We start from the raw sequence: 22,423 nt of genomic DNA on the forward strand, positions 1-22,423 counted from the left end.
AAGATTCCATGGGAGGTGGATAGCGGCCGATTCTGTCGCCAGACTGAGGCTGTGAACCCACTCACTCTGGAGGCATCGATGTCAATTGACGCTCGCGAAGAAACCGCCGCTATCCGCACGCAGTTTGGCGCCATTTTCGTTTCGTTGGAATTGAGCCGATCGCTTTGGCTGATCACTTCGCTTTCGCCGGGCGGCGGGGAGAAGATGTCGCGGCATGACGTGCCGGCGGGAGACGTGGCGGGACTGCTGGCGCGGTTTGCCGAACTCAGGAGCAAAGCGCGGGGGCGGACGGGAACGCTCTATCCGATCATCGCCATCCACGAAGCGGGGCTGGACGGATTCTGGATCGACCGGGTTCTGCGGCAGGAGGGGATCGAGAGCTACGTCGTCGACGCCGCCTCGATCGCGGTTTCGCGCCGGCGGCGGCGGGCCAAGACGGACAAGATCGACGGCGAGGCGCTGGTGCGGGCGCTGTTGGCCTTCAAGCGCGGCGAACCGCGGGTGTGCTCGATGGTGCGCGCGCCGACGCCCGAAGAGGAGGACCGTCGCCGCATTTGTCGCGAGCGCAAGGCGCTGATTGCCGAGCGCGTGCGGCACGTCAATCGGATCAAGGGATTGCTGTTTTCCCAAGGGGTCGGCGATTATGAGCCGTTGCGCCGCGATCGTCGCCGAGCGCTCGAGGCGCTTGGCGCCGGCGACGGACGGCCGCTCGGGGTGAATTTGAAGGCGCAAATCGGGCGCGAGTTGGATCGGCTCGAATTGCTGCTCGATCAGATCCGGGCCGTCGAAGCCGCGCGCGACGCGTTGTTGGCCGAAGCGGTCGAGGCCGAAGCGGCGCCCTTGCCTGCGACGGCGTCCTCACCTGCGACGACGCCCTCGCCAGCGAGGATGTTGCTGCGCCTGAAGGGCGTCGGTCCGGAGTTCGCCGCCATTCTGTGGACGGAGGGGCTCTGCCGCTCCTTCGCCAATCGCCGGCAGATCGCCGCTTATGCAGGCTTGGCGCCGACGCCATGGCGGAGTGGGACGATCGAGCGCGAACAGGGCGTGTCGAAGGCCGGCAACCCGCGCCTGCGTACGACGATGATCCAACTGGCCTGGCTGTGGCTGCGCCATCAGCCGCAGTCGGCCCTGGCGCGCTGGTTCCACCAGCGGCTTTCCGGCGCCGGAAAAGGCAGGCGCAAGACGACGATCGTCGCACTCGCCCGCAAACTGCTCGTCGCGCTGTGGAAGTTCGCCAGCGCCGGCGTCGTCATCGAGGGCGCCCTCATGAAGGGCGGCGCCGCGAACGGCTGAGCGCGCCTCGTCCGACACCAGAATCCCCATCCGCCGAGGCCCGATCAGCCTCGGTCGATCCGGGCAGGCGGGCCGATGGATTGCATGGCTTCAAAAGCCGCAGCGAAGAATGGTCTCGCCCTCTCGAGCCCTCGCCGCCGAAAGCGGAATCAGGGTGCGCCGCTCAAACGCGACGACCGAATGTGAGTTTGTTCTGGCCTTCAACCAGATCGCTCAAACCGGCTCGAACCAGGATCGCCAATCACGCGCCAAAGGACGCAACCGCTGCTGGAAAATCCCCCTTGACGAATACATTCCCCATGTGAGCAATCCAGACTTGACGAATACATTCCCCATGTGAGCAATCCAGACTAAGCGTCCGCCGCAATCCCTAAGTCTGGATTGCTTACCCCCGGACTTGATCCGGGGGTTGCTCGCAATGACGTCGGAGATGATTCGACTTCAATGCAACGCGCGCTAGCGGCGGCGCGCTTCGACGACGCGAAGGCTCTCGGCGAACGCCGCCTCGACGCTCATCTTGGTGGTGTCGAGGCGGACGGCGTCGGGGGCGGCCTTCAGCGGCGCGTCGGCGCGCTCGGAATCGCGCGCGTCGCGCTTGACGATCTCGGCGAGGATCGCCGCGTAGTCGGCCTTCTCGCCGCGCCCGGCGAGCTCGAGCGCGCGCCGCTGCGCGCGCGTTTCCGCGCTGGCGGTGACGAAGATCTTGGCGTCGGCCTCGGGGCAGATCACCGTGCCGATGTCGCGGCCATCGAGCACCGCGCCGCCCGGCCGGCGGGCGAAATTGCGCTGCGCCTCGATCAGCGCGGCGCGCACCTCGGGCATCGCCGCGACGATCGACGCCGCCTCGCCCATCTGGCGGCCGCGCAGGCTTTCCTCGTCGAACTCGGTCAAACCGAGGCCGCGCGCCGCGGCGACCGCGGCGTCGACGTCGTGCAAGTCGCGGTCGGCGGCGATCAGGCTCGCCGCGACGGCGCGGTAGAGCAGCCCGGTGTCGAGATGCGGCAGGCCGTAATGGGCCGCCAGCCGCCGCGCCAACGTGCCCTTGCCCGACGCCGCCGGTCCGTCGATTGCGATGATCATCTCCCGCCCGCCCTCTGACGCCCCGCGCTCATAAGGCCTCGCGCCGCCGCTGTCACCCTAACGAAGGGATTGACGAAGCCGCCCGCGACCGGCTGGTATGACGGATACGCGACGCCGCGCCGCGCCGAAGACAAGAATACGCGGGAGAACGCCGATGGACCTGACGAAAGCGCAGAAGCGCACCGTGCTCGCCGCCTATCTCGGCTGGACGCTCGACGCTTTCGACTTCTTCCTGCTGACCTTCGTCATCAAGGACATCGCCAAGGAATTCGGCGTTGGCGTGCCCGAGGTCGCCTATGCGCTGTTCCTGACGCTGGCGATGCGCTTCATCGGCGCCTTCGTGTTTGGTCGCATCGGCGACAAATGGGGACGCAAGCCGGCGCTGATGCTCGACATCGTCTGCTATTCGGTGATCGGCGCCGCCGCCGCCTTTTCGCCCAACCTGACGATCTTCCTCATTCTCAGGGCGCTGTTCGGCGTGGCGATGGGCGGCGAATGGGGCCTCGGCTCGTCGCTGGCGATGGAATCGATCCCGCCGCAGGCGCGCGGCCTGATCTCCGGCGTGCTGCAGTGCGGCTATCCGAGCGGCTTCCTGCTCGCTTCGATCGCCTACGGCCTGCTCTACGGCCGCACGTTCGGCGACTTCACCTTCGGCTGGCGCCCGCTGTTCCTGCTCAGCGTCCTGCCTGCCTTCGTCACCCTGTTCATCCGCGCCGCGGTGCCGGAATCGCCGGCGTTCGAGGCGGCGCAGAAAGTCGAGCAGCGAGCCGGCCTGTGGGAGACGATCCAGGCGAATTGGGGCCTGGTGCTCTATTCGGTCGTGCTGATGATGGCGTTCAATCTGTTCAGCCACGGCACCCAGGATCTCTACCCGACCTTCCTGCAGAAGCAGTTGAACCTCGCGCCGGCGACGGTGAGCTGGATCACCATCGTCGCCAATCTCGGCGCGATCGCCGGCGGCCTGTCGTTCGGCTACATCTCGGAGAAGATCGGCCGCGTCAACGCAATCACCATCGCCGCGCTGATCGCGCTGCCGGCCCTGCCGCTGTGGGCCTTTTCGACCACGCCGGCGATGCTGGCGGCGGGCGCCTTCGTCATGCAGATCGCGGTGCAGGGCGCGTGGGGCGTGGTGCCGGCCCATCTCAACGAACTGTCGCCCGGCGCGGTGCGCGCGACCTTGCCGGCCTTCGTCTATCAGGCCGGCAATTTTCTCGCCTCCTACAACGGCCCGTTCCAGGCCAAGCTCGCCGAAGCGCACGGCGGCGATTATTCCTATGCGCTGGCGCTGGTCGCCGGAATCGTCGCGGTCGCGCTCGTCGTCATCATCCGCTTCAGCCCCGAGAAGCGCGGCGAGACGCTGCACGCGCATTGAGGGCGGGGCGCCGCTCCCCTCTCCCGGAAGGAAAGGGGTTACAGCTTCGCCACCACCGCCAGGCGGGTGACTTTGCCGTCCTGGAACGCCTTGAGGAAGGCGTCGTAATCCTTGAACGACACGCAACCGTTCGAATCGCCGTTCGGCCCGAGCATGTAGGTATGCGCGAGCAGGCCGGCGCGGCCGTAGATCGAGCCGTCGCCGCCGACCGGCACCAGCCGCAGCGCCGCCACGCCGTGAAAGAGCTCTTCGCGCGCCCGCAGATCGTAGACGTGCGGCGGCGTCGCGCCGCGCATGCGCACATCGACGTGGCGGGGATCGTCGAGATATTCGCCAAGGCCGGAATGGGCTTCCAGCCGCGTTCCGTCGGGCAGGTAAACCGTGCGCGCCGAGATGTCGTAGACGGCGGTGGCGCCGTCGTAACCGGCCGGCGGCGAAGACCGGGAGAAGACCGAAAAGCCCGAAGCCGAATCGCGGAGGGGACTGGATTGTTCGCGGACAGCCGCGGTCTCCGGCGAGGCGTAGGCGAGCGACGGACCGGCGGGCGCAGTGGACCGGCCGAGGCCGAACAACTTCTGAAATGCGTTGCCGTCGCCGACCCGCGGCGCGGCGGAGGCGGCGCGCTCGAGCGGCCGCGGCGCACTGCGCGCGGTCGGGACGAAAGCGGCGGATTCAGCCGGCTGCGCCGGCGGCAGCGGCGCGGCGTCGTCGATACGCGCGACGTCGCGCTCGGGCGGCAAGGGCGCGGCGGGCGGAACGACGACCGACGCGGCCACGGCGGGCGCCGCTTCTCCGAGCCGCGCCTGCAACGGCATGGCGGGCGCCGGCGACGGCGCATCGGACTCGGGCCGGACATCGACCAGCGCGCCGAAAGGGTTGGACTCAGCCTGCCGCAGCGGCGGCGAGGGCGCTGCGGCGAAAGCGATCAGACCGCCGTACGGGTTGGCGACCCGAGGCCGCGGCGGCGGCGAATCGGCCGCCCAGCGGACGACGACGGATTGCGGCGCCGTGACCGGCGGCGACGACAGAACCCACGCCCCAAATCCGGCGGTGAGGGCCACCGCCGCGCAGCCGCAAAGCAACGGCGGAAGAATCGGATTGGCATCACGCCCACGCTGAGGCAACGCCTCATCGAAGATCGGCCCGTTCTCCCGCATCGCCAACCTACGCCCACGCTCCGCACCGCACAGGCGCCGAATTTGAACGAAACCGGTTCACGCTCGATTAACCGCGTCCGCGGACCTGCGATCGGCGCGCGCTCCGCGGCGACCGCCGAATGCGCCGGCGACGCGAACATGTCGAAGCGCCTCGCCGCGTCGCAAGTGTGGCGCTGAATCCAAGACGCGCGACCAACGCTTGGCGTTGCATCGCGGGTTGATGCGTGGCGGATCGGTTCTCGGCCTCGCGCAGATATCCAAAAGTATTTGATAACGTATCGCAGTTATGATTGCGCCACGAGGGAGTCGAATTTGTTTCCGTAATGGAAATCCGGAGATAACGGTGAGATCGTCACTCTGGCGTCCAACAACAACGAAGATCGCAGGCGCGTTCAAATCCGCTTTCGAGACGCGTTCCTCGCGAGATCTGATTATCATTGTCTCTGTCGTTATTTTCTTTATCGCGCTCGACATATTCGCGGGCCTCGACATCGGCGAGATGTTTCTCGCGATGGCGCAATTCGTGCGACAGTATGATTATTTGGGTTTGGACGACGTTTTCGGTCTCTATGTATTCGTCAGTATCGGGGTGATCATTTTCAGCCTTCGCCGCATGCAGGATCTTTCGCGAGAGGTCAGGGCGCGCCGCGCCGCGGAGCAGATCGCGCACAATCTCGCGCGCCACGATCCGCTCACCGGCCTGCCAAACCGCCGATTCTTCTCCGAGAAGCTCGATCACGCTCTCGAGTCCGCGGCCGCTGAAACGCGCGGGACGGCCGTGCTGATGATGGATCTCGACGGCTTCAAACCGATCAACGACATCTACGGTCACGCCGCCGGCGATAAGGCCCTGACGGTGTTCGCCGAACGCGTGTCGAACATCACCCGCGCCGACGCGCTGCTGGCCAGGGTCGGCGGCGACGAGTTCGCGATCATTCAGCCGGACATCGCCTCGCTCGACGATCCTACGCGGCTAGCCCGGCGCATCGTCGTCGCCCTCAGCGAGCCGATCCAGATTGCCGGCGCGGCGTTGAAACTGGGGGTCGGGATCGGGATTGCGATTGCGCCCGACGACGGCGCGACACGCGATGAACTCATGCGCCGCGCCGATCGCGCCCTCTATCGGGCCAAGGCTGAAGGCGTGTCGACGATCCGATTTTTCGAGCCGCAGATGGATGCGAATATGGAACGCCGCATGGCGATGGAGAAGGGATTGCGCGCGGCGCTGGCGGCCAAGGCGATCGTCCCGCACTATCAGCCGTTGGTTTCGCTCGAAGACAATCGCATCATCGGCTTCGAAGCGCTGGCGAGATGGGACAGCGCCGAGTTCGGTCAGGTCGCGCCGGACGTGTTCATCCCGATCGCCGAGGAATGCGGACTGATTGGCGAACTCGGAGATCAGATGCTGCGTCAGGCCTGCCGCGACGCGGGCGCTTGGCCCAAAGACATAAAGGTCGCGGTCAACCTCTCCGCGATTCAATTGCGCGACGACACGTTGGGGCTGCGAATTCTATCCATCCTTGCCGAAACGGAACTGCCGCCGCATCGACTTGAACTCGAGCTGACCGAGAGCGCGCTCGTCGACAATTTCAGCAAGGCGCGGCGCGCGATCGAGCCGTTGCGGCAAGCGGGGGTTCGAATCGCGCTCGATGATTTCGGCACGGGTTATGCGACGATCGCGCAGTTGCGAATGCTTCATCTCGACAAAATCAAGATCGACCGCAGCTTCGTCGACCTTGTCTGCAAGGACCCGGAAAGTCTGGCGATCGTTCGAGCGATTCTTGGTCTGGCGAGCGGCTTCGGCCTTTCGACGCTCGCCGAAGGCATAGAAGACGCCCAACAGCTCGCTTGTCTGAAGGAAACCGGCTGCCTCGAAGGACAGGGGTATCTGTTCGGCAAAGCAGAGCCGGCGAGCGAAATCCTGAAGCTGCTGAAAGCGGATCCGCGCGCGTCAGCGGCCTGACCCCGGGACCGGGAGAATTTCCGACGGCGGCCATTGGGCGCAGTTTCCCGGCGGGCGTCGCTTCCCCATCGAATCCCTTCGCCGTCGCCGCGAGCGACAGCGAGATCGTCCGAGCTGACGGATTTGCGGCGGCGGCAGAGTCGGAATCGCGTGGCGATCGCTCACGACGATTGGCGAAGGCGATTTCGTCTCCAGACGACTGGGCTGCTCTAGATCTTCGCCACCACCGCGAGGCGGGTGACCTTGCCGTCCTGGAACGCCTTAAGGAAGGCGTCGTAGTCCTTGATCGACACGCAGCCGTTCGAATCGCCGTTGTCGCCCATCATGAACGGATGGGCGAGCAGGCCCGCTCGGCCGTAGACCGCCTCTTCGCCGCCGACCGGAACCAGCCGGATCGCCGCCACGCCGTGGAACAGCGATTCGCGCGGCTGCAGGTCGTAGAGATCGGGCGGGGTCGCGCCGCGTAGATGCTCGTCGACGTGACTGGGGTCGTCCATGTACTCGCCGAGGCCTGAATGCGCCTCGATCTTGGTTCCGTCGGGCATGTAGAGTGCGCGCGCGGTGATGTCGTAGACGGCGGTGTGGTCGTCGTAGCCGGCCGGCCGCGTCGGTTGCGGGCTGAAGATCGAGAAGATCGACGTTTTCGCCGGCGCGGCGGGCGTGGCGAGATTGGTCGCATCAGGCGCGGCGTAGGCGAGCGCGGGCGCTTCGAGCGAACGGCTGGGGCCGAGCGCCTTGTCGGGCGCGGGCGATTCGAGCGCGGCGAATTCGGTCGGTCGCGCCGGCGGCAGCGGCGCCGAATCGTCGACGCTCGCCACCTCGCGCCTGGGCGGCAGCGGCGCATTGAGCAGGGCGGGGGGCGCCGCCGCGACGGCGGCCGGCGCCGCTTCGAGCGGGGCGACGGCCGGGCCGAGCGAGCGGCTGGCGCCGAGCGCCGCATCCGCCGCGGCGGGCGCCGAATCGGGGAAGGACGCGACCAGCGGCCCGTAGACGTTGGGGTCGCCGCTGCGAAGCGTGGGCTCAGGCGCGGCGAATTCGACCAGGCCGCCGAACGGATTGGCGACGGCGCGGGCGGGCTTTGAAACGGGCGGGCGCTCGACGGCGGCGCGGGCGACGACAATTGACGATTCGGCGGGCGGAGACGGCGGCGAGACGAACCAGACGCCAAAGCCGCAGACGGCCGCCAAGGCGACGCCGCCGGTGAAAATCGGCAACAAATCCGCGCGCAGATCTTGTCCGCGGGACGAGGGCGCATCCAACAGGTACGGCGTTATTGTCGTCATGCCCAGCCCTAGCTCACGCCCTCCATACGCCGAGTCTGCGGGGGAGATGTTTACGCCGGATTAACCGCAAGCGCCACTCCCCCGCCCTTCGCCGACCTTGCCGCGCCGCCAGGTCCGCGGCGCGCCGTCAATGTAGCTTAGCATAAGAAAGGACTGGGGAAACAGTCCGCCCCGCCAGGGCGCCGGCGCGCGCCGTCTCTGGAATGTCGATCGGGGGCGGTCAAGCGCGTCTCCCCTCTCGCGAACGAGAGGGGGGCGAGCGCTAATCGACGAAGGTCACGCCTTCGGTCGCCGGTTCGAGCGCCTTGGCTGCGCCCTTCTCGCCGCGACTGTCGCAACCCTGAATGATCATGTCGATCGTCGCCTTGACGTGCTCGTCTTCGGGCGGCCAGTGGAGATCGGGAAACGCGAGGCGAAGCGCGACCGGACCGGAAACCGCCGCCCACATCGCCAGCGCGGCCGCCTCGGGACGCCAGTTGTCCCGAACCAGTCGCGCCAGCGCCGCCGCCTCGAAGCGGTTGGCGAGTCGTTCCAGCAGGCCGTCGCGCGTGGCGAAGCGGTTGTCGTCGTCGCTCGGACAAGGACGCAGCGACTTGCGCATGAAGATGATGCGATAGTCGTCAGGACGACGCAGCCAGAAGCGCATGTAAGCGGAGAGGATCGCGCGCAATCGCTCGACCGGATCCGACCTTTCGGCGCCCTCGGGGTCGGCGGCCGCAAGCGCAGCGGCGAGGCTCCGCCAGGCCTCTTCGGCCAGCGAGTCCAGCATCTCCTCTTTGGATGCGAAATAAACGTAGAGCGCCGTCTGGGAGATGCCGACGCGCGCGGCGATCTGCCGGGTCGTGACGTTCTCGACGCCGTGCTCCAGGAACAATTCGCGCGCCGCCTTGAGGATCTCGGCCGGCCGTTCGCATCCGGCGCCGCGCGCCTTGCGATGGTCGAGCGAGATCACATATTCACGGCGTGACGGCGATTGCATGGCGTTCTTCGACATATCTGCCCCCGGCCCGCATCCGTTGCGCCTGTCTTATCTGGGCTTCCTAGCCTGATTAGCAGGGCGGACGCTATGTTTGTCAAACCTCCGATTTCAGGATTCCCGTCCGAACTTAGTCCCCTGCGCCGGCCGCGAACGGCCGGCGCGGGGGGACGACCGACTTAGCGGCCGCGGTGATAGAGGCTCGGGCTGACGTCCTGCGCCTGGTCGACCGCCTGAGCGCGGAAGTCGCGCAAGTCGCCTGTGCCGTAAGGCGCAGTGACCGACGACATGCGGGCAAGATGATCCTGCCACTGCTCGGTGGTCGGAACGGCCGAAGCCTGGGCGACGCCGAGGGCGAGGATCAGCGCCGAAGCGCCGAGGACTGCAAATTTACGCATTGTGGTTCTCCGTTTTCAGTGTGGGGCCGACTTAGCGGCCGCGGTGATAGAGGCTCGGGCTGACGTCCTGCGCCTGGTCGACCGCCTGAGCGCGGAACCCGGCGAAGTCGCTGGTGGCGGACGGCGCGGCGGCCGAATTCTCGGTGGCGACATGAGCCTGCCACTGCTCGGTGGACGGAATCGCCGAAGCCTGGGCGACGCCGAGGGCGAGGATCAGCGCCGAAGCGCCGAGGACTGCAAAATTACGCATGGAAGTTCTCCTTTTGATATGTGAGCGATGATCTCTGTTCGTTGCTCACTGTTCATTGAACATGATGTGTCCAAGCCGGCTTTCAAGGGGGCCGCGTTCAACTGGACGTGATTTAGCGGCCGCGGCGATAGAGGCTCGGAGTCTGGTCGGCCGCCTGATCGACGGCCAAAGCGCGGAACCCGGCGAAATCGCTGGTGGCGGACGGCCCGGCGGCGGAATTCTCGGTGGCGACGTGCGCCTGCCACTGCTCGGTGGACGGAATCGCCGAAGCCTGGGCGACGCCGAGGGCGAAGATCAGCGCCGAAGCGCCGAGGACTGCAAAGTTGCGCATTGTGAATCTCCTGGTTCGATATGTGATCGACGATAACTGTTCATTGATCACTGCGCACTGAACATGTGGCGTCCAGCCCGCCTTTCAAGGGGGCGGCGTTCAACTGAATGCGATCGGGGGCGCTCGCCCTTTCGAGAGCGAGAGGGCGCAGGGGGGGGCAGGAACGGGCTTTGCTCTCCCTTTGGGAGAGGGGTTCTAGCAGGCTGTTGAAAAACTGATTTTCGCCGCACTTTGATTCGTGAAGGGTCCGGTTTTGATTCCGGTTCGTTCACGGTTTTCGATTGGCCTCTGGGACTTTTTCAACACCCTGCTAGAGCGGAGAGCGGGTCAATCCAAGCACAAAATGCTCTAGCGGCGCTTTCCGCCTCTCGGCCGCGCTTCGCCGCCGCCCCAGTTGTGGGGGCCCATGTCGGCGTCGGTCGGCTTGCGCGGGCGATTCGACGGCCGGCCCGGAGCGGGTTCGGCGAAACCGCCGCCCGCCGCGGCGACCGCCTCCTGGCGCGCCAGCGGATCGTCGCCGACGGCGAGCTCGACCGCCTGCAGGCGCTTGATCTCGTCGCGCAGCCGCGCTGCCTCCTCGAATTCGAGGTCGCCCGCCGCCGCCTTCATCCGCTTGTCGAGGTCGGCGATGGTCGCCTGGAGGTTGTGGCCGATCGGCGCGGCACCGGCGAGGCCGAAATCGACGGTGACGTGGTCGGCCTCGTAGACCGAGCCGAGGATGTTCTGGATGCCGCGCTTGATCGTCTCCGGCGTGATGTCGTTGGCCTCGTTGTAGGCCTGCTGCTTGGCGCGGCGGCGGTTGGTCTCCTCCATCGCGCGCTGCATCGAGCCGGTCACCACGTCGGCGTAGAGGATGACCTTGCCCTCGACGTTGCGCGCGGCGCGGCCGATCGTCTGCACCAGCGAGGTCTCGGAGCGCAGGAAGCCCTCCTTGTCGGCGTCGAGGATCGCCACCAGCGCGCATTCGGGAATGTCGAGGCCTTCGCGCAGCAGGTTGATGCCGACCAGCACGTCGAAGGCGCCGAGGCGGAGGTCGCGGATGATCTCGATCCGCTCCAGCGTCTCGATGTCGGAATGCATGTAGCGCACCCGCACGCCGTTCTCGTGCAGGTATTCGGTCAGATCCTCGGCCATGCGCTTGGTCAGCGTCGTCACCAGCGTGCGAAAGCCGGCTAACGCAACGCGCTTGACCTCGCCGAGCAGGTCGTCGACCTGGCTGCGGGCCGGGCGCACCTCGACCGGCGGGTCGATCAGGCCGGTCGGGCGGATCACCTGCTCGACGAAGGCGCCCGCCGTCCGCTCCATCTCCCACTTGCCCGGCGTCGCCGAGACATAGACGCTCTGCGGCCGCATCACGTCCCATTCCTCGAAGCGCAGCGGCCGGTTGTCCATGCACGAGGGCAGACGGAAGCCGTATTCGGCCAGCGTCGCCTTGCGGCGATAGTCGCCGCGATACATGCCGCCGATCTGCGGCACGGTGACATGGCTCTCGTCGCAGAAGACGAGCGCGTTGTCGGGCAGGTATTCGAACAGGGTCGGCGGCGGCTCGCCGGGCCGACGGCCGGTCAGGTAGCGCGAATAATTCTCGATGCCGGCGCAGGAGCCGGTCGCCTGCAGCATTTCGAGATCGAATAGCGTGCGCTGTTCGAGCCGCTGCGCCTCCAACAGCCGCCCCTGGCCGATCAGCTGATCGAGCCGGACTTTGAGCTCGCGCTTGATCGCGTCGATCGACTGCAGCAGCGTCGGCCGCGGCGTGACATAGTGGCTGTTGGCGTAGATCTTGACGAATTCGAGCTCCTGCGTCTTCTGCCCGGTCAGCGGATCGAATTCGGCGATTTGCTCGATCTCGTCGCCGAAGAAGCCGATGCGCCAGGCGCGGTCCTCGTAATGGGCGGGGAACAGCTCGATCGTGTCGCCGCGAACGCGGAACAGGCCGCGGCCGAAATCGGCCTGGCTGCGCTTGTATTGCAGCGCGACGAGGTCGGCGATGACCTGGCGCTGGTCGACCTTGTCGCCGACGGCAAGCGAAAAGGTCATCGCGGTGTAAGTCTCGACCGAGCCGATGCCGTAGATGCAGGAGACCGAGGCGACGATGATCACGTCGTCGCGCTCCATCACCGCGCGCGTCGCGGCGTGGCGCATGCGGTCGATCTGCTCGTTGATCGACGATTCCTTCTCGATATAGGTGTCCGAGCGCGGGACGTAGGCCTCCGGCTGGTAATAGTCGTAGTAGGAGACGAAGTACTCGACCGCGTTGTCGGGGAAGAAGCTCTTGAACTCCCCGTACAGCTGCGCCGCCAGCGTCTTGTTGGGGGCGAGGATCAACGCCGGGCGCTGCGTCGCCTCGATCACCTTGGCCATGGTGAAGGTCTTGCCCGAGCCGGTGACGCCGAGCAGCACCTGGTCGCGCTCGTGAGCGACGATTCCCTTGACCAATTCGTCGATCGCGTGCGGCTGGTCGCCCTTGGGCTCGAATTCCGAGGCGATCTTGAACCGCCGACCGCCTTCCGACTTGTCCGGCCGCGGCGGTCGGTGCGGCGTCCACGCCGGGCGGTCGCGGATGTTGGGGTCGCCGAGTTCGAGCAGCGTCTTCAGCGATTCGGCTGACGCGGTCGCGCCGGTCAGGCCGCGCGGATGCGGCTCGGCGACTGCCGCGAAGCGCGCCTGCGGCGCTTCGCCGAAGGCTTGCGGGCCGGAGGTTTGCGGCTTGTCGACCAGGGCCGGATTGAGCAGCGCGGCGAGGTGGTCGTCGAGCGGATGGACCTCCGGCCGCGCGGCCTTGGCGCGACTCGGGCGAGGCCCGGGCTTGGCGGGTTTGGGCATGACGCGAATATGGGGGCAAAGCGCGGCCGAGGGAAGGCGGGGCGAGGGGACCGCGCCGGTCGGCTAGTGGGCAAGTGGCACGCCGCCGCCTGCGCGCTTGGGCGGTTTGGGCGCGATCCAGACCAGCGCCGCCGTCGCGAGCTGGAGGAGGCCGACGATGAGGAAGGTCCGGTTGGTCGCCAGCATCACGCTTTGGCCTTGGACCATGAGATCGAGCAGATTGAGCGCCTTGTCGTGGCCCATGCCCGTCGCCGCCGCGGCGTCGAGCAGGGCGCGCGGCCGCAATTCGCCGGCGAGAGTCGCGCCGCTGGCCCGGATCTGATTGTTCCACAGCGCGACGATCGCGGCGGTGGAAAGGGCGCTCGCCAGCGTGCGGATGAAGTTGAACAGGCCGGCGCCGGAGGCGACGTCCTTCTCCTCCAACGAGCTGGTCGACATATCCATCAGCGGGATGACGCTCATGATCATGCCGGCGCCGAACACGAGCTGCGGCCACATCAACTGCCAGAACGTCATCTGGTCGTTGTAGCCGACACGCATCAACGACGCGCCGGCGCTGAGCGAGAGCCCCAGACAGGCGACGGCGCGATAGTCGACGCGCGTCATCAGGGCGGTCGTCACCGGCGCGGCGACGATCATCGTGACGCCGGCTAAAGCGGAATTGTAGCCCGCCGAGGTCGCGGTGTAGCCCATGCTGGTCTGCAGCCACAGCGGCACCAATACGATGGAGCCGAAGGTGGCGCCGAACGCCACGGCGATCACCGCCATCGACACCGTGAACCCGCGATTGGCGAACACGCTCAGATTGACGATCGGTCGTCGATCGGTCGTTTCCCAGATGACGAAGGCGGCGAGCCCGATGAGCGTGACGATCAGCAGCGCGACGACGAATTGGGAATTGAACCAGTCCTTGTCCTGGCCGACGCCGAGCATGGTCTGCAGCGCGGCCACCCAGACGACCAGAAGCGCGAGCCCGGCGAAATCGACCGTCGCCTTGACGGTCGGCGTTTCGTACGGCGTCAGAATCCTCCAGGCGCCCAAGGCGATGACCGCGGCCAGCGGCGCCTTGATGTAGAAGGCCCACGGCCAGCTCCAATGGTCGCCGATCAGGCCGCCGATCACCGGGCCGGCGATCGGCGCGAGAATGCTCGCAATCGACCAGACCGCCAGCGCGGCGTTAGCTCGGCGTTTGGGGACGATGCCGAGCAGCAGGGTCTGCGAAATGGGGATCAGCGGCCCGCCGCAGACCCCCAGCGCGACCCTGAAGGCAATCAGCATGTCGAGCGACGTCGCCATGCCGCACAGCACGGAGAAGGCGCCGAAGCCGGCGACGCAGAGCACGAACACTCTCACCGGCCCGAACCGCTCGGTCAGCCAGCCGGTCAAGGGAACCATGATCGCCTCGGCGACGCCGTAGCCGGTGATCACCCAGGTGCCCTCGCTCGGCGAGGAGGCGAGGCCGCCGGCGATGTGCGGCACCAGGACATTGGGGATGGTCAGGTCGAGCACCGCGAGAAAATTGCCCGCCGCCAGGATCAGCACGATCGCCAACAGCGCGACGCCGTGCGGCTCGGGTCGCACGGGGGCGACGGTTTGGGCGGCGAGGCGGCTCACGACAGTCTCCGCCGGCTCACTTCGACAATTCGATGGCGACCGACATCGACAGGCCGACGCGCAGCGGGTGGTCCTTCAATTCGCCGGGATCGAGCGTGATTCGCACCGGCACGCGCTGGACGACCTTGATCCAATTGCCGGTCGCGTTCTGCGCCGGGATGACCGCGAAGGCCGATCCGGTTCCGCCGCCGACGCCTGCGACGACGCCGTGAAACGTCACCGACGAGCCGTAATAGTCCGACGTCAGCGTCGCCGACTGGCCCGGCCGCACCTCGCCGAGCTGATCCTCGGTGAAATTGGCGTCGACGTAGACGTCGGCGATCGGCACGATCGTCATCACCGGCGCGCCCGCCTGGACGCGCTGGCCGACCTGGACCTGGAGCTGCGCCACCACGCCGTCGACCGGCGCCCGGATCACGGTGCGATCGAGATTGAGTCTGGCGATTTCGAGCGCCGTCTTCGCCGCCAGCACCTCCGGATGGGTCATGACCTCGACGCCGCCGGTCAGCGCCTTCGCCCCGTCGAGCGCCGCCGCGGCGGATTCGAAATTGTTCTTCGCCGCCGACAGCTCGTCGCCCGAGACCGCGCCGGAATTGCCGAGCTTGGCGCGCCGTTCGTAATCGAGCTTGGCGCGCTCGTAGTCAGCCTGACGCGCCGCCAGGCTGGCGAAATAGCCTTGCACCCTGCGCACGGCGAGGCCGTAGGCGGCGTCGGCCTGGGCGAGCGCCAGCCTGGCGTCTTGCGGATCGATCGTCAGCAGCGCGTCGCCCTGCCTGACCAACTGCGTGTCGTGAACCGGAACGCTCGAGGCGGCGCCGCTGGTCAACGGCGTCACCAGCGCCGACGAGACGCCGACATAGGCGTTGTCGGTCGTGACATATTTCGAGGAAATCAAATACCACCGCGCCGCCGCCGCGCCCGCGGCCGCGGCGACGACGACAAACAACGCGGTGAACAGCCACCCGCGCAGCCGGCTCTTGCGCGCTTCCTTCGACTGGGCTGGCTTCGGGCGATCCGCCGCCTCGTCGCCCTTGGATTCGATGGTCGTTTCGGCGGAGGTCATGCAAGGCTCCGATGCGAAGGGAACTTCAGGAATGGGCGGCGTAGCCGCCGCCGAGCGCGAGCGCCAAGCCGACGTCGGCGGCGAAGGCCTGCGCTTGGAGATCGGCGACGGCGCGGCGTTGGGCGAGTAGCGCGTTCTCCGCCGTCAGCACGTCGGTGTAGCGCGACAGCCCGGCGTCGTAGCGCTGCTTGATCACGCGATAGCCGTTTTCGCTCTCCGCCAGCGCGGCGCGCGCGTCCTTGATCTCGACGGCGACGCCGCGTCGGTTGGCGTAGGCGTCGGCGACGTCGCGCAGGGCGTTGGCTAGCGTCCGGTCGTAGACGGCGACGGCGGCGTCGTATTCTGCTCGCGCGCCGCGGTAGACGCCCTCGTTGCGGCCGTAGTCGAAGATCGGCAGATGGATCGCCGGTCCGAACTGGCCCATCTGCGACTGATGCTGCAGCAGGTATTTGAGGTCGAACGACTGATAGCCGAACGAGCCGGTCAGATCGACGTTGGGATAGAAATTGGCGTTGGCGACGTCGATGCGGGAGGCCGCGGCCTCGGCGCCGAGGCGCGCCGCGACGATGTCCGGACGCCGTCCGATCAGATCGACCGAAAGCCTGGCGGGCAATCCGAGGCTGCGGGCCCTTTCGACCGCGGGAGGGACGATGGCGAGCCCGCGGTCCGGCCCCTTGCCGATGAGGGCCGCGAGCTGATCGCGGGTCAGCGCGATCTGGCGATCGAGCGCGTCCGCTTCGAGCTCGGCGGCGTGAAGCTGGCCGCGCGCCAGGCTCACCGCGCCCTCGTTTTCGAGGTTGGACTTCGACCGGCTCTCGACCAGCTCGGCGCTTTCCTGGCGGACGCGCACGGCGTCGCGCGCGGCCCTTTGGTCAGCGAAGAGCTGGCCCAGGTTGGCGTAGGTCTCGGCCACCGCTGCGGAAATCTGCAGACGCGCTTCGGACTGTTCCGCCGCGGCGGCCTCCGCCTCCGAGGTCGCCGCCGCCAGCGTCGCGCGATTCTTGCCGAAGAAGTCGAGCTCATAGTCGAAACCGGCGGCGATCTGACCCGCCGTGTGCCAGCCGTGTGGAAGAGCGGCTTCGGAAATGGCGGACATGCCCTGGTTGGTGCTCTGCTCTGTCTTCGTCACGCTTGCGGTTCCGACGACCGTCGGCCACAAGTTGGCTTCGGCGACCTGGGCCATCGCCGCCGCGCCGCGGGCGCGCGCCGCCGCAGCCTTGAGATCGGGCGAGTCGGCCAAAGCCTCGTCGATCAGTTGGTCAAGCTGCGAATCGCCATAGGCTTTCCACCACGCGTCCGCGGGCCAGTCGGCCTTGGGCGCGGCGAAGCTTTTGGCGTCGGCGTAGGCCGTCGGCGGCTGGACGCGCGGCGCTTCGCCGAGGTCGGGCGCGCAACCGACGAGGACGAATAGAGTGGGGATGGCGACGACCGCAGGGTGCGGGCGACCGGCCGCGCGAGCGGGGACTCTCGCGCTGACGCGGGCGTTTCCCTTTGACATATCGCCGCCATCCCCTTCTGCAAGCAATGTACCGTACGGTACGTTACCATTGCGTGAGGCGCAATTTGACGGTAGTGTCAGGCGGAGTCAATAGGGCCGTACGGTACGGTACGAGACGAGATCGGAGAGGCGAATGCGGGCGGCCCGGGCGACCGCTGCGGCGCGAAGCGACGATCGCCGCGCCGCGATGCTGGCGATCGCGCGCGCGGCCTTTCTGCGCGAAGGCTACTCTGCGGCGTCGGTGTCGGAGATCGCGGCCAAGGTCGGCGGATCGAAGGCGACGCTCTACAGCTACTTTCCTTCAAAAAGGGACCTGTTCGCCGCTGTGATCGAAGAAGAGGTCCGATTGATGCTCGCGCCCCTCTTCGAAATGAGCGAGACGCAGGGCGACGTGCGCACGGTTCTCGAGCGTTTCGCTCGGCGCTTCCTCGACATGTTGCTGAGCGAGGACACGGTCGCCTTCTACCGGCTGGTCGTCGCGGAATCGGCGCGTTTTCCGGAGATCGGCCAGGCCGCCTATCACATTGGCGTCCAGCATGGACTCGATCGCCTGGCCGACTACTTCCTCGCCGCGATGGAGCGGGGCGAGTTGCGGCGGACGGAGGCGTCGGTCGCGGTGGCGCAATTCATGGACTTGTGCGCCGGAGAACTGCACCGGAAGCGGCTGTTCGGCGTCGTCGGGGCCGACGACCGCAGCGAAGTCGAGAAGCAGGCGAAGAACGCCGTGACGACCTTTCTCGCCGCGTACGGCGCGATGAAGTGAGCCGCGCCACGCGCGCATGAACGGCGCACGCGACCGCCGGCACGGACGCCTCCGCCGGCCGGCCCCGCGGCGCGGCCTCACGCAAGTCATTCCCTAATCGACCGTTAATTCACCTTCCATAAACGAATTATCGACAATTCTATTCATCCCAAGGGTAGTAAATCCGTATCCTTACCGTACAGGCGTACCGGTCTGTGATGACGACAAGACTTGTTTCCGTTTCGGCGCTTCGCCCCGCTCGGGGCCGCGACTGCGGCTGTCCGGCCACCGGCGCGCGCCAGGAGACGCGCGGGTGACCGCGGCGTCCCTGCCCCAGCGCGAGCCGACCGAGGCTGATTCGCTCGCCGAACATCGGCGGCGCGAGACCGGCGGCGAGGACGCGTCGGTCGATTCGGCGGCCTTCGCCCAGATGGACGCCGGCCGGCGGCTCGCTCATCTGCGCGGCCTGCTCGCCGAGGCCGGCGTCGCGAGTTCGCCTGCCGCCGACGACTGGCGGCGGCGCAACGCGCCCGACGCCGAGCCGTCGCCGATCCTCAAATCGCCCGCGCCCGCCGCCCCGGTCAAGACGAAGCCGAATTCGTCGACGCCGCGGCGCGTCGTCAAGACGCTGCTTGGGCTCGCGCTGGTCGCCGCGGTCGGCTACGAGCCGCTGCAGCGGATGGCGCAGACCTCGAGCGTCGAGGCGATCGTCAATGCGCGCGTCATCACCTTGCGCGCGCCGATCGAAGGCGAACTGCAAGCCGGTCCCGCCGGCCGTGAGGCGGGCGCCGCGCTGGCGCCGGGCGACCTGTTGTTCCGCATCGTCGACCCGCGCGCCGATCGCGGCCGCGTCGACGACCTGTCGCGTCAGCTCGCACAGGCGCGCGACGAGCGGCCGCGTCTGGCGGCGCGGCTGGAGAGCGCGCGCGCCCTGCTCGCCGATCTGACCGAACAGACCCGCGCCTTCGGCGCCGCGCGCATCCGCCAGCTCGAGGCGCGCCATGACGCGCTGACCGCCGACGCCGCCGCGGCTCACGCGCGCACGCTGGACGCGAAGGCGACGCTCGAACGCGCCAACCGACTCGCCGCCGACGGCGCCGGAACGACGGTCCAGGTCAACCTGGCCAAGCGCGACGCCGACGTCGCGGCGCAGAACGAGATTGCCGCCCAGGGCCTGATCGTGGTCAACGACGTCGAGCTCGACGCCGCCCGGCGCAGCGTGTTCGTCGGCGACAGCTACAACGACCGCCCGACTTCGGCGCAGCGCGCCGACGACCTGCGTCAGCAGATCGTCGATTTCGAGCAGGCGCTGGACGAAGGCGACCGCCGCATCGCCCGCCTGTCGCAGGACGTCGCCGACGAGCAGGCGCGCTACGCCCAATTGTCGTCGGCCGCCGTCGTCGCGCCGGCCAAGGGCAGCGTCTGGGAATTGTTGACCGCGCCCGGCGAGCAGGTCAGGCGCGGCCAGGAGCTCGCGCGCGTGCTCGACTGCGGCGGCGCGCTGGTCACCGCAACGGTCGGCGAAAGCGTCTACGACCGCCTGCGCGTCGGCTCGCCGGCGCGCTTCCAGCCGCGCGACGGCGGCGACGACCTCGCCGCAACCGTGATCAGCCTCACCGGCTCTTCGACCGCGCCGGCGAATTTCGCCATTCAGCCGGCGGCGCTGGCGCGCGGCGCCTATCACGTCACCGTCTCGGTTCCCGGGCTCGCCAGCGCCCAGACCTGCGACGTCGGCCGCACCGGTCGGGTGATCTTCGACGGCGCGCACGCCGACCTGCTCGACGCGTTGCGGCCCAGCCTCTGGTGAGCCCCTTTCTCGCCAGCGCGGTCGAGAGCTGCTGGCCAGCCGCGGTCGTCGCCGGCGCCGGCTTCGCCGCGCTGCCGTGGCTCAAGCGCGACAACACGATCGCCCGCGCCGTCGTCGTCGCGCTCGTGCTGGCGCTGATGTGGCGCTACCTGCTGTGGCGCTGGTTCAGCACCTTGCCGCCGTTCGGCTTCACGCTCGACACGCTGGTCGCGCTCGTCTTCATCTTCGTCGAAACCGCGGCGCTGGTCGGCGGAACGATCTCGTTCTTCTTCCTGTCGCGCGTGCGCGACCGTTCCGCCGAGGTCGAGGCCAATCTCGGCTGGCTGACCTCGCAGCCGACGCCGCCGCTGGTCGACGTGTTCATCTGCACCTACAACGAGGAAGAGGCGATTCTCGAGCAGACGATCGTCGGCGCGCTGGCGATAGACTATCCCAACTATCGGCTGTGGACGCTCGACGACGGGCGGCGGCCGTGGCTCGAGGCGCTGTGCGGGCGGCTCGGCTGCGGCTACATCACCCGCGCCGAAAACGCCCACGCCAAGGCCGGCAACATCAACAACGGGCTGAGGCGCGTCGCCGCGCTCGACCCGCCGCCCGACTACGTCTCGATCCTCGACGCCGACTTCGTGCCGACGCCAAACTTCCTTACCCGCGCGATGACGCTGTTCCGTGACGACGAGGTCGGCGTGGTGCAGACGCCGCAGCACTTCGCCAATCCCGACCCGATGCAGCGCAACTTGTCGGTGGCGCGGGTGTGGCCGGACGAGCAGCGCTATTTCTTCGACGTCATCATGGCGTCGAAGGACGCTTGGGGCGCCGCCTTCTGCTGCGGCACATCGTCGATCATCCGCTTCGCGCCCCTGATGCGGATCGGCGGTTTCCCGACCGATTCGGTGACCGAGGACTACCTGCTGACGCTGCGGCTCAAGCACATCGGCTATCGCACTGTCTATCTCAACGAGCGCTTGTCGCTCGGCCTCGCGCCGGAGGGCCTGCGCGAATACATCGGCCAGCGCAGCCGCTGGTGCCTCGGCTTCATGCAGATCTGCGCCGGCCGCAGCGGGCCGCTGCGCCCCGGCAACGGCCTCAGCCTCGTCGATCGGCTGATCCTCAGCGAGACCTTCCTGCATTGGTCGGCGAACCATTGCTACCGCCTGGTCGGCCTTGCGCTGCCGCTCTCGTATTTCCTGTTCGGGATTGTGGCGGTGCGCGCCGACGCCTCCGACACGCTCTATCACTTCCTGCCCTTTTTCATCGCCCAGACCCTGGCGGTGGCGTGGCTGTCGGGCGCGCGGTCGCTGCCGATCATGGGCGATCTCGGCCTTCTGCTCGCCGCAACCAGCGTCGTCAAGGCGGTTTGGCAGGGTCTGACCAGGCCTCAGGGCCAGAAGTTCGTCGTCACCGCCAAGGGTGGCGACCGCAGCAGGCGCTTTGTCCAGTTGCGGGTGCTCGCCCCATTCATGATCCTGCTCACGCTGACAATCGCAGGGGTCTGCCGCGCCTTCATCCTCGACCCGCCGTCCGACCTGCACGGCGCGGCGTCGCTGCCGCTGTTCTGGAGCTGGTACAACATCTTCATTCTGACGTTGGCTTCCGTCGTCTGCATCGAGCAGCCGCGCTTCCGCCGCTCGGAGCGCTTCGATGGGCGCGGCGCGGTTGCACGGCTGATCGTCGGCGACCGCATTCAATTCTATCTGATCGAAGACATCTCCACCGGCGGCGTCCGGCTGCGCGGCGTGGCGCCGGCGCCGACAGGAACTCAGCTGGCCCTCTTGCTCGACGGCAGGCGGCTGCGGGCCTCGGTCGTGCGCGCCGGCGCGACCGACTTCGCCGTCGCGATCGAGGATACGTTCGAAGCGAGGTCGGCGATGATCCGCTCCGTCTATTCGGGGCGCTACGACCCCGGCGTCGCCGAGGTCAAGCCGATGCAAGTCGTCGTCGGTCTGGCGCGGCGACTGTTCGACTGAACCGCCGCGCCTTCCGGAGGAAGAGCGGTTCGCCGCTTGCGCCTTCTCGGCTCGGCCGCCACTGTCTTCACATGTTTCGCGAGTGGCGCAAGCTCAAGACCCTCCGTGTGCTGCCGCGCCTCGGCGCGCGCGCCCGCGGCTGGCTGATCGCCGGGCCGCTGCGCGTCGCTTGCGCGCTCGGGCCGGCGGGGATCGTGCGCGACAAGCGCGAAGGCGACGGCGCGACGCCGGCCGGCCGCTTCCGCCTGCTGTGGGGCTATTACCGTCCCGACCGCCGCCGCCCGCCGGCCGGCGGCGTGCCGCTCAAGCCGTTGCGGCGCGACCAGGGCTGGTGCGAAGACCCGGCGAGCGGGCGCTACAACCGCCCGGTCCGCCTCCCCGCCGCAGACTGCACCGATCGCATGCGGCGCGACGACGCGCTCTACGATCTGGTCTTCGTCCTCGACTACAATTTCACCCGCCGCGTGAAAGGCCGCGGCAGCGCGATCTTCTTCCATCTCGCCCGCCCCGGCCTGACGCCGACCGCCGGCTGCGTCGCCATATCCGCCGCCGACATGCGCAAGCTTGCGCCGCGGCTGGCGCGCGGCGCGGAGATGTGGATCGGTTGACGCGTGACGCCATCAGACGGAGCGTCGTTGCGAGCGGCGGCGAAGCGATCCAGACTAAGCCGCCGCCGCAGACCCAAGTCTGGATTGCTCACATGGGGAATGTATTCGTCAAGGGGGATTTTCCAGCAGCGGTTGCGTCCTTTGGCGCGTGATTGGCGATCCTGGTTCGAGCCGGTTTGAGCGATCTGGTTGAAGGCC

At 67.7% G+C, this 22,423-nt stretch carries 19 protein-coding genes; 7 read left to right on the plus strand and 12 right to left on the minus strand.

Annotated features, from left to right (window positions below; translation table 11 throughout):
* Window positions 1–78 precede the first annotated feature (78 nt).
* Window positions 79–1,293 carry an IS110 family RNA-guided transposase gene (locus ABSF49_RS15940; protein ID WP_424113639.1) on the plus strand — a complete coding sequence of 405 codons (1,215 nt, stop codon included), beginning with the start codon at window positions 79–81 and terminating at the stop codon, window positions 1,291–1,293.
* 456 nt (window positions 1,294–1,749) lie between these two features.
* On the opposite strand, the gene cmk is transcribed toward ABSF49_RS15940, so the two are convergent.
* Entirely contained in the window at window positions 1,750–2,373 is a 624-nt protein-coding gene (gene cmk, locus ABSF49_RS15945; RefSeq protein ID WP_424113640.1) for a (d)CMP kinase, read from the minus strand.
* A gap of 154 nt (window positions 2,374–2,527) precedes the next feature.
* Between cmk and ABSF49_RS15950 the strand changes: the two genes are divergently transcribed.
* A complete protein-coding gene (locus tag ABSF49_RS15950; RefSeq protein WP_424113641.1) occupies window positions 2,528–3,745 on the plus strand; it encodes an MFS transporter in 1,218 nt (405 codons plus the stop codon).
* 38 nt (window positions 3,746–3,783) lie between these two features.
* Here the strand turns inward: ABSF49_RS15950 and ABSF49_RS15955 are convergent, their stop codons facing one another.
* Both ABSF49_RS15955 and ABSF49_RS15960 read right to left on the minus strand, forming a co-directional pair.
* On the minus strand, window positions 3,784–4,806 hold the full coding sequence (locus ABSF49_RS15955) for a DUF2778 domain-containing protein (RefSeq protein WP_424113642.1): 1,023 nt from the start codon (window positions 4,804–4,806) through the stop codon (window positions 3,784–3,786).
* Between the two features lie 448 nt (window positions 4,807–5,254).
* A complete protein-coding gene (locus tag ABSF49_RS15960; RefSeq protein WP_424113657.1) occupies window positions 5,255–5,641 on the minus strand; it encodes a hypothetical protein in 387 nt (128 codons plus the stop codon).
* Between ABSF49_RS15960 and ABSF49_RS15965 the strand changes: the two genes are divergently transcribed.
* Window positions 5,603–6,865, plus strand: a complete 1,263-nt coding sequence (locus tag ABSF49_RS15965) for a putative bifunctional diguanylate cyclase/phosphodiesterase (RefSeq protein ID WP_424113656.1) — start codon at window positions 5,603–5,605, stop codon at window positions 6,863–6,865. The genes ABSF49_RS15960 and ABSF49_RS15965 overlap by 39 nt on opposite strands.
* A 209-nt stretch (window positions 6,866–7,074) precedes the next feature.
* On the opposite strand, the gene ABSF49_RS15970 is transcribed toward ABSF49_RS15965, so the two are convergent.
* The 9 genes from ABSF49_RS15970 to ABSF49_RS16010 form a co-directional block, all read right to left on the minus strand.
* Window positions 7,075–8,079, minus strand: coding sequence for a DUF2778 domain-containing protein (locus ABSF49_RS15970; RefSeq protein ID WP_424113643.1), 1,005 nt, complete (start codon window positions 8,077–8,079; stop codon window positions 7,075–7,077).
* Window positions 8,080–8,410: 331 nt separating this feature from the next.
* The gene (locus ABSF49_RS15975; protein ID WP_424113644.1) at window positions 8,411–9,127 is read right to left on the minus strand and encodes a TetR/AcrR family transcriptional regulator; all 717 of its coding nucleotides are present in this window, start codon (window positions 9,125–9,127) and stop codon (window positions 8,411–8,413) included.
* Between the two features lie 176 nt (window positions 9,128–9,303).
* A complete protein-coding gene (locus ABSF49_RS15980; RefSeq protein ID WP_424113645.1) occupies window positions 9,304–9,522 on the minus strand; it encodes a hypothetical protein in 219 nt (72 codons plus the stop codon).
* A gap of 31 nt (window positions 9,523–9,553) precedes the next feature.
* Complete coding sequence (locus ABSF49_RS15985) at window positions 9,554–9,772, minus strand: hypothetical protein (protein WP_424113646.1); 219 nt, start codon at window positions 9,770–9,772, stop codon at window positions 9,554–9,556.
* A 112-nt stretch (window positions 9,773–9,884) separates the two neighbouring features.
* Complete coding sequence (locus ABSF49_RS15990; protein WP_424113647.1) at window positions 9,885–10,103, minus strand: hypothetical protein; 219 nt, start codon at window positions 10,101–10,103, stop codon at window positions 9,885–9,887.
* A gap of 348 nt (window positions 10,104–10,451) precedes the next feature.
* Window positions 10,452–12,926, minus strand: coding sequence for an excinuclease ABC subunit UvrB (gene uvrB, locus ABSF49_RS15995; protein ID WP_424113648.1), 2,475 nt, complete (start codon window positions 12,924–12,926; stop codon window positions 10,452–10,454).
* 63 nt (window positions 12,927–12,989) lie between these two features.
* Window positions 12,990–14,540 carry a DHA2 family efflux MFS transporter permease subunit gene (locus tag ABSF49_RS16000; protein ID WP_424113649.1) on the minus strand — a complete coding sequence of 517 codons (1,551 nt, stop codon included), beginning with the start codon at window positions 14,538–14,540 and terminating at the stop codon, window positions 12,990–12,992.
* Between the two features lie 16 nt (window positions 14,541–14,556).
* Complete coding sequence (locus tag ABSF49_RS16005; protein ID WP_424113650.1) at window positions 14,557–15,603, minus strand: HlyD family efflux transporter periplasmic adaptor subunit; 1,047 nt, start codon at window positions 15,601–15,603, stop codon at window positions 14,557–14,559.
* A 25-nt stretch (window positions 15,604–15,628) separates the two neighbouring features.
* Window positions 15,629–17,101 (minus strand): efflux transporter outer membrane subunit, encoded by a 1,473-nt coding sequence (locus ABSF49_RS16010; protein WP_424113651.1) that lies wholly within the window; start codon window positions 17,099–17,101, stop codon window positions 15,629–15,631.
* Window positions 17,102–17,234: 133 nt separating this feature from the next.
* Here ABSF49_RS16010 and ABSF49_RS16015 point away from each other — a divergent pair, with 133 nt between their 5' ends.
* The 4 genes from ABSF49_RS16015 to ABSF49_RS16030 all read left to right on the plus strand — a co-directional run bounded on the left by ABSF49_RS16015 (window position 17,235) and on the right by ABSF49_RS16030 (window position 22,225).
* Window positions 17,235–17,864, plus strand: a complete 630-nt coding sequence (locus tag ABSF49_RS16015) for a TetR/AcrR family transcriptional regulator (RefSeq protein WP_424113652.1) — start codon at window positions 17,235–17,237, stop codon at window positions 17,862–17,864.
* Between the two features lie 292 nt (window positions 17,865–18,156).
* On the plus strand, window positions 18,157–19,650 hold the full coding sequence (locus ABSF49_RS16020; protein ID WP_424113653.1) for an HlyD family secretion protein: 1,494 nt from the start codon (window positions 18,157–18,159) through the stop codon (window positions 19,648–19,650).
* Complete coding sequence (locus ABSF49_RS16025) at window positions 19,647–21,617, plus strand: glycosyltransferase family 2 protein (RefSeq protein ID WP_424113654.1); 1,971 nt, start codon at window positions 19,647–19,649, stop codon at window positions 21,615–21,617. Before ABSF49_RS16020 ends, ABSF49_RS16025 begins: the two co-directional genes overlap by 4 nt.
* A 71-nt stretch (window positions 21,618–21,688) precedes the next feature.
* Window positions 21,689–22,225 carry a L,D-transpeptidase family protein gene (locus ABSF49_RS16030; RefSeq protein WP_424113655.1) on the plus strand — a complete coding sequence of 179 codons (537 nt, stop codon included), beginning with the start codon at window positions 21,689–21,691 and terminating at the stop codon, window positions 22,223–22,225.
* Window positions 22,226–22,423 lie beyond the last annotated feature (198 nt).

The sequence above is a fragment of the Roseiarcus sp. genome (assembly GCF_049514155.1).
In the GTDB taxonomy this organism is placed as follows: Bacteria; Pseudomonadota; Alphaproteobacteria; order Rhizobiales; family Beijerinckiaceae; genus Roseiarcus.

Bases quoted from the DNA above. Each gene is read 5' to 3' on its own strand.
- ABSF49_RS15940 (WP_424113639.1), top strand. From the start codon at position 79: ATGTCAATTGACGCTCGCGAAGAAACCGCCGCTATCCGCACGCAGTTT.
- cmk (WP_424113640.1), bottom strand. From the start codon at position 2,373: ATGATCATCGCAATCGACGGACCGGCGGCGTCGGGCAAGGGCACGTTG.
- ABSF49_RS15950 (WP_424113641.1), top strand. From the start codon at position 2,528: ATGGACCTGACGAAAGCGCAGAAGCGCACCGTGCTCGCCGCCTATCTC.
- ABSF49_RS15975 (WP_424113644.1), bottom strand. From the start codon at position 9,127: ATGCAATCGCCGTCACGCCGTGAATATGTGATCTCGCTCGACCATCGC.
- ABSF49_RS15980 (WP_424113645.1), bottom strand. From the start codon at position 9,522: ATGCGTAAATTTGCAGTCCTCGGCGCTTCGGCGCTGATCCTCGCCCTC.
- ABSF49_RS15985 (WP_424113646.1), bottom strand. From the start codon at position 9,772: ATGCGTAATTTTGCAGTCCTCGGCGCTTCGGCGCTGATCCTCGCCCTC.
- ABSF49_RS15990 (WP_424113647.1), bottom strand. From the start codon at position 10,103: ATGCGCAACTTTGCAGTCCTCGGCGCTTCGGCGCTGATCTTCGCCCTC.
- uvrB (WP_424113648.1), bottom strand. From the start codon at position 12,926: ATGCCCAAACCCGCCAAGCCCGGGCCTCGCCCGAGTCGCGCCAAGGCC.
- ABSF49_RS16005 (WP_424113650.1), bottom strand. From the start codon at position 15,603: ATGACCTCCGCCGAAACGACCATCGAATCCAAGGGCGACGAGGCGGCG.
- ABSF49_RS16010 (WP_424113651.1), bottom strand. From the start codon at position 17,101: ATGTCAAAGGGAAACGCCCGCGTCAGCGCGAGAGTCCCCGCTCGCGCG.
- ABSF49_RS16015 (WP_424113652.1), top strand. From the start codon at position 17,235: ATGCGGGCGGCCCGGGCGACCGCTGCGGCGCGAAGCGACGATCGCCGC.
- ABSF49_RS16030 (WP_424113655.1), top strand. From the start codon at position 21,689: ATGTTTCGCGAGTGGCGCAAGCTCAAGACCCTCCGTGTGCTGCCGCGC.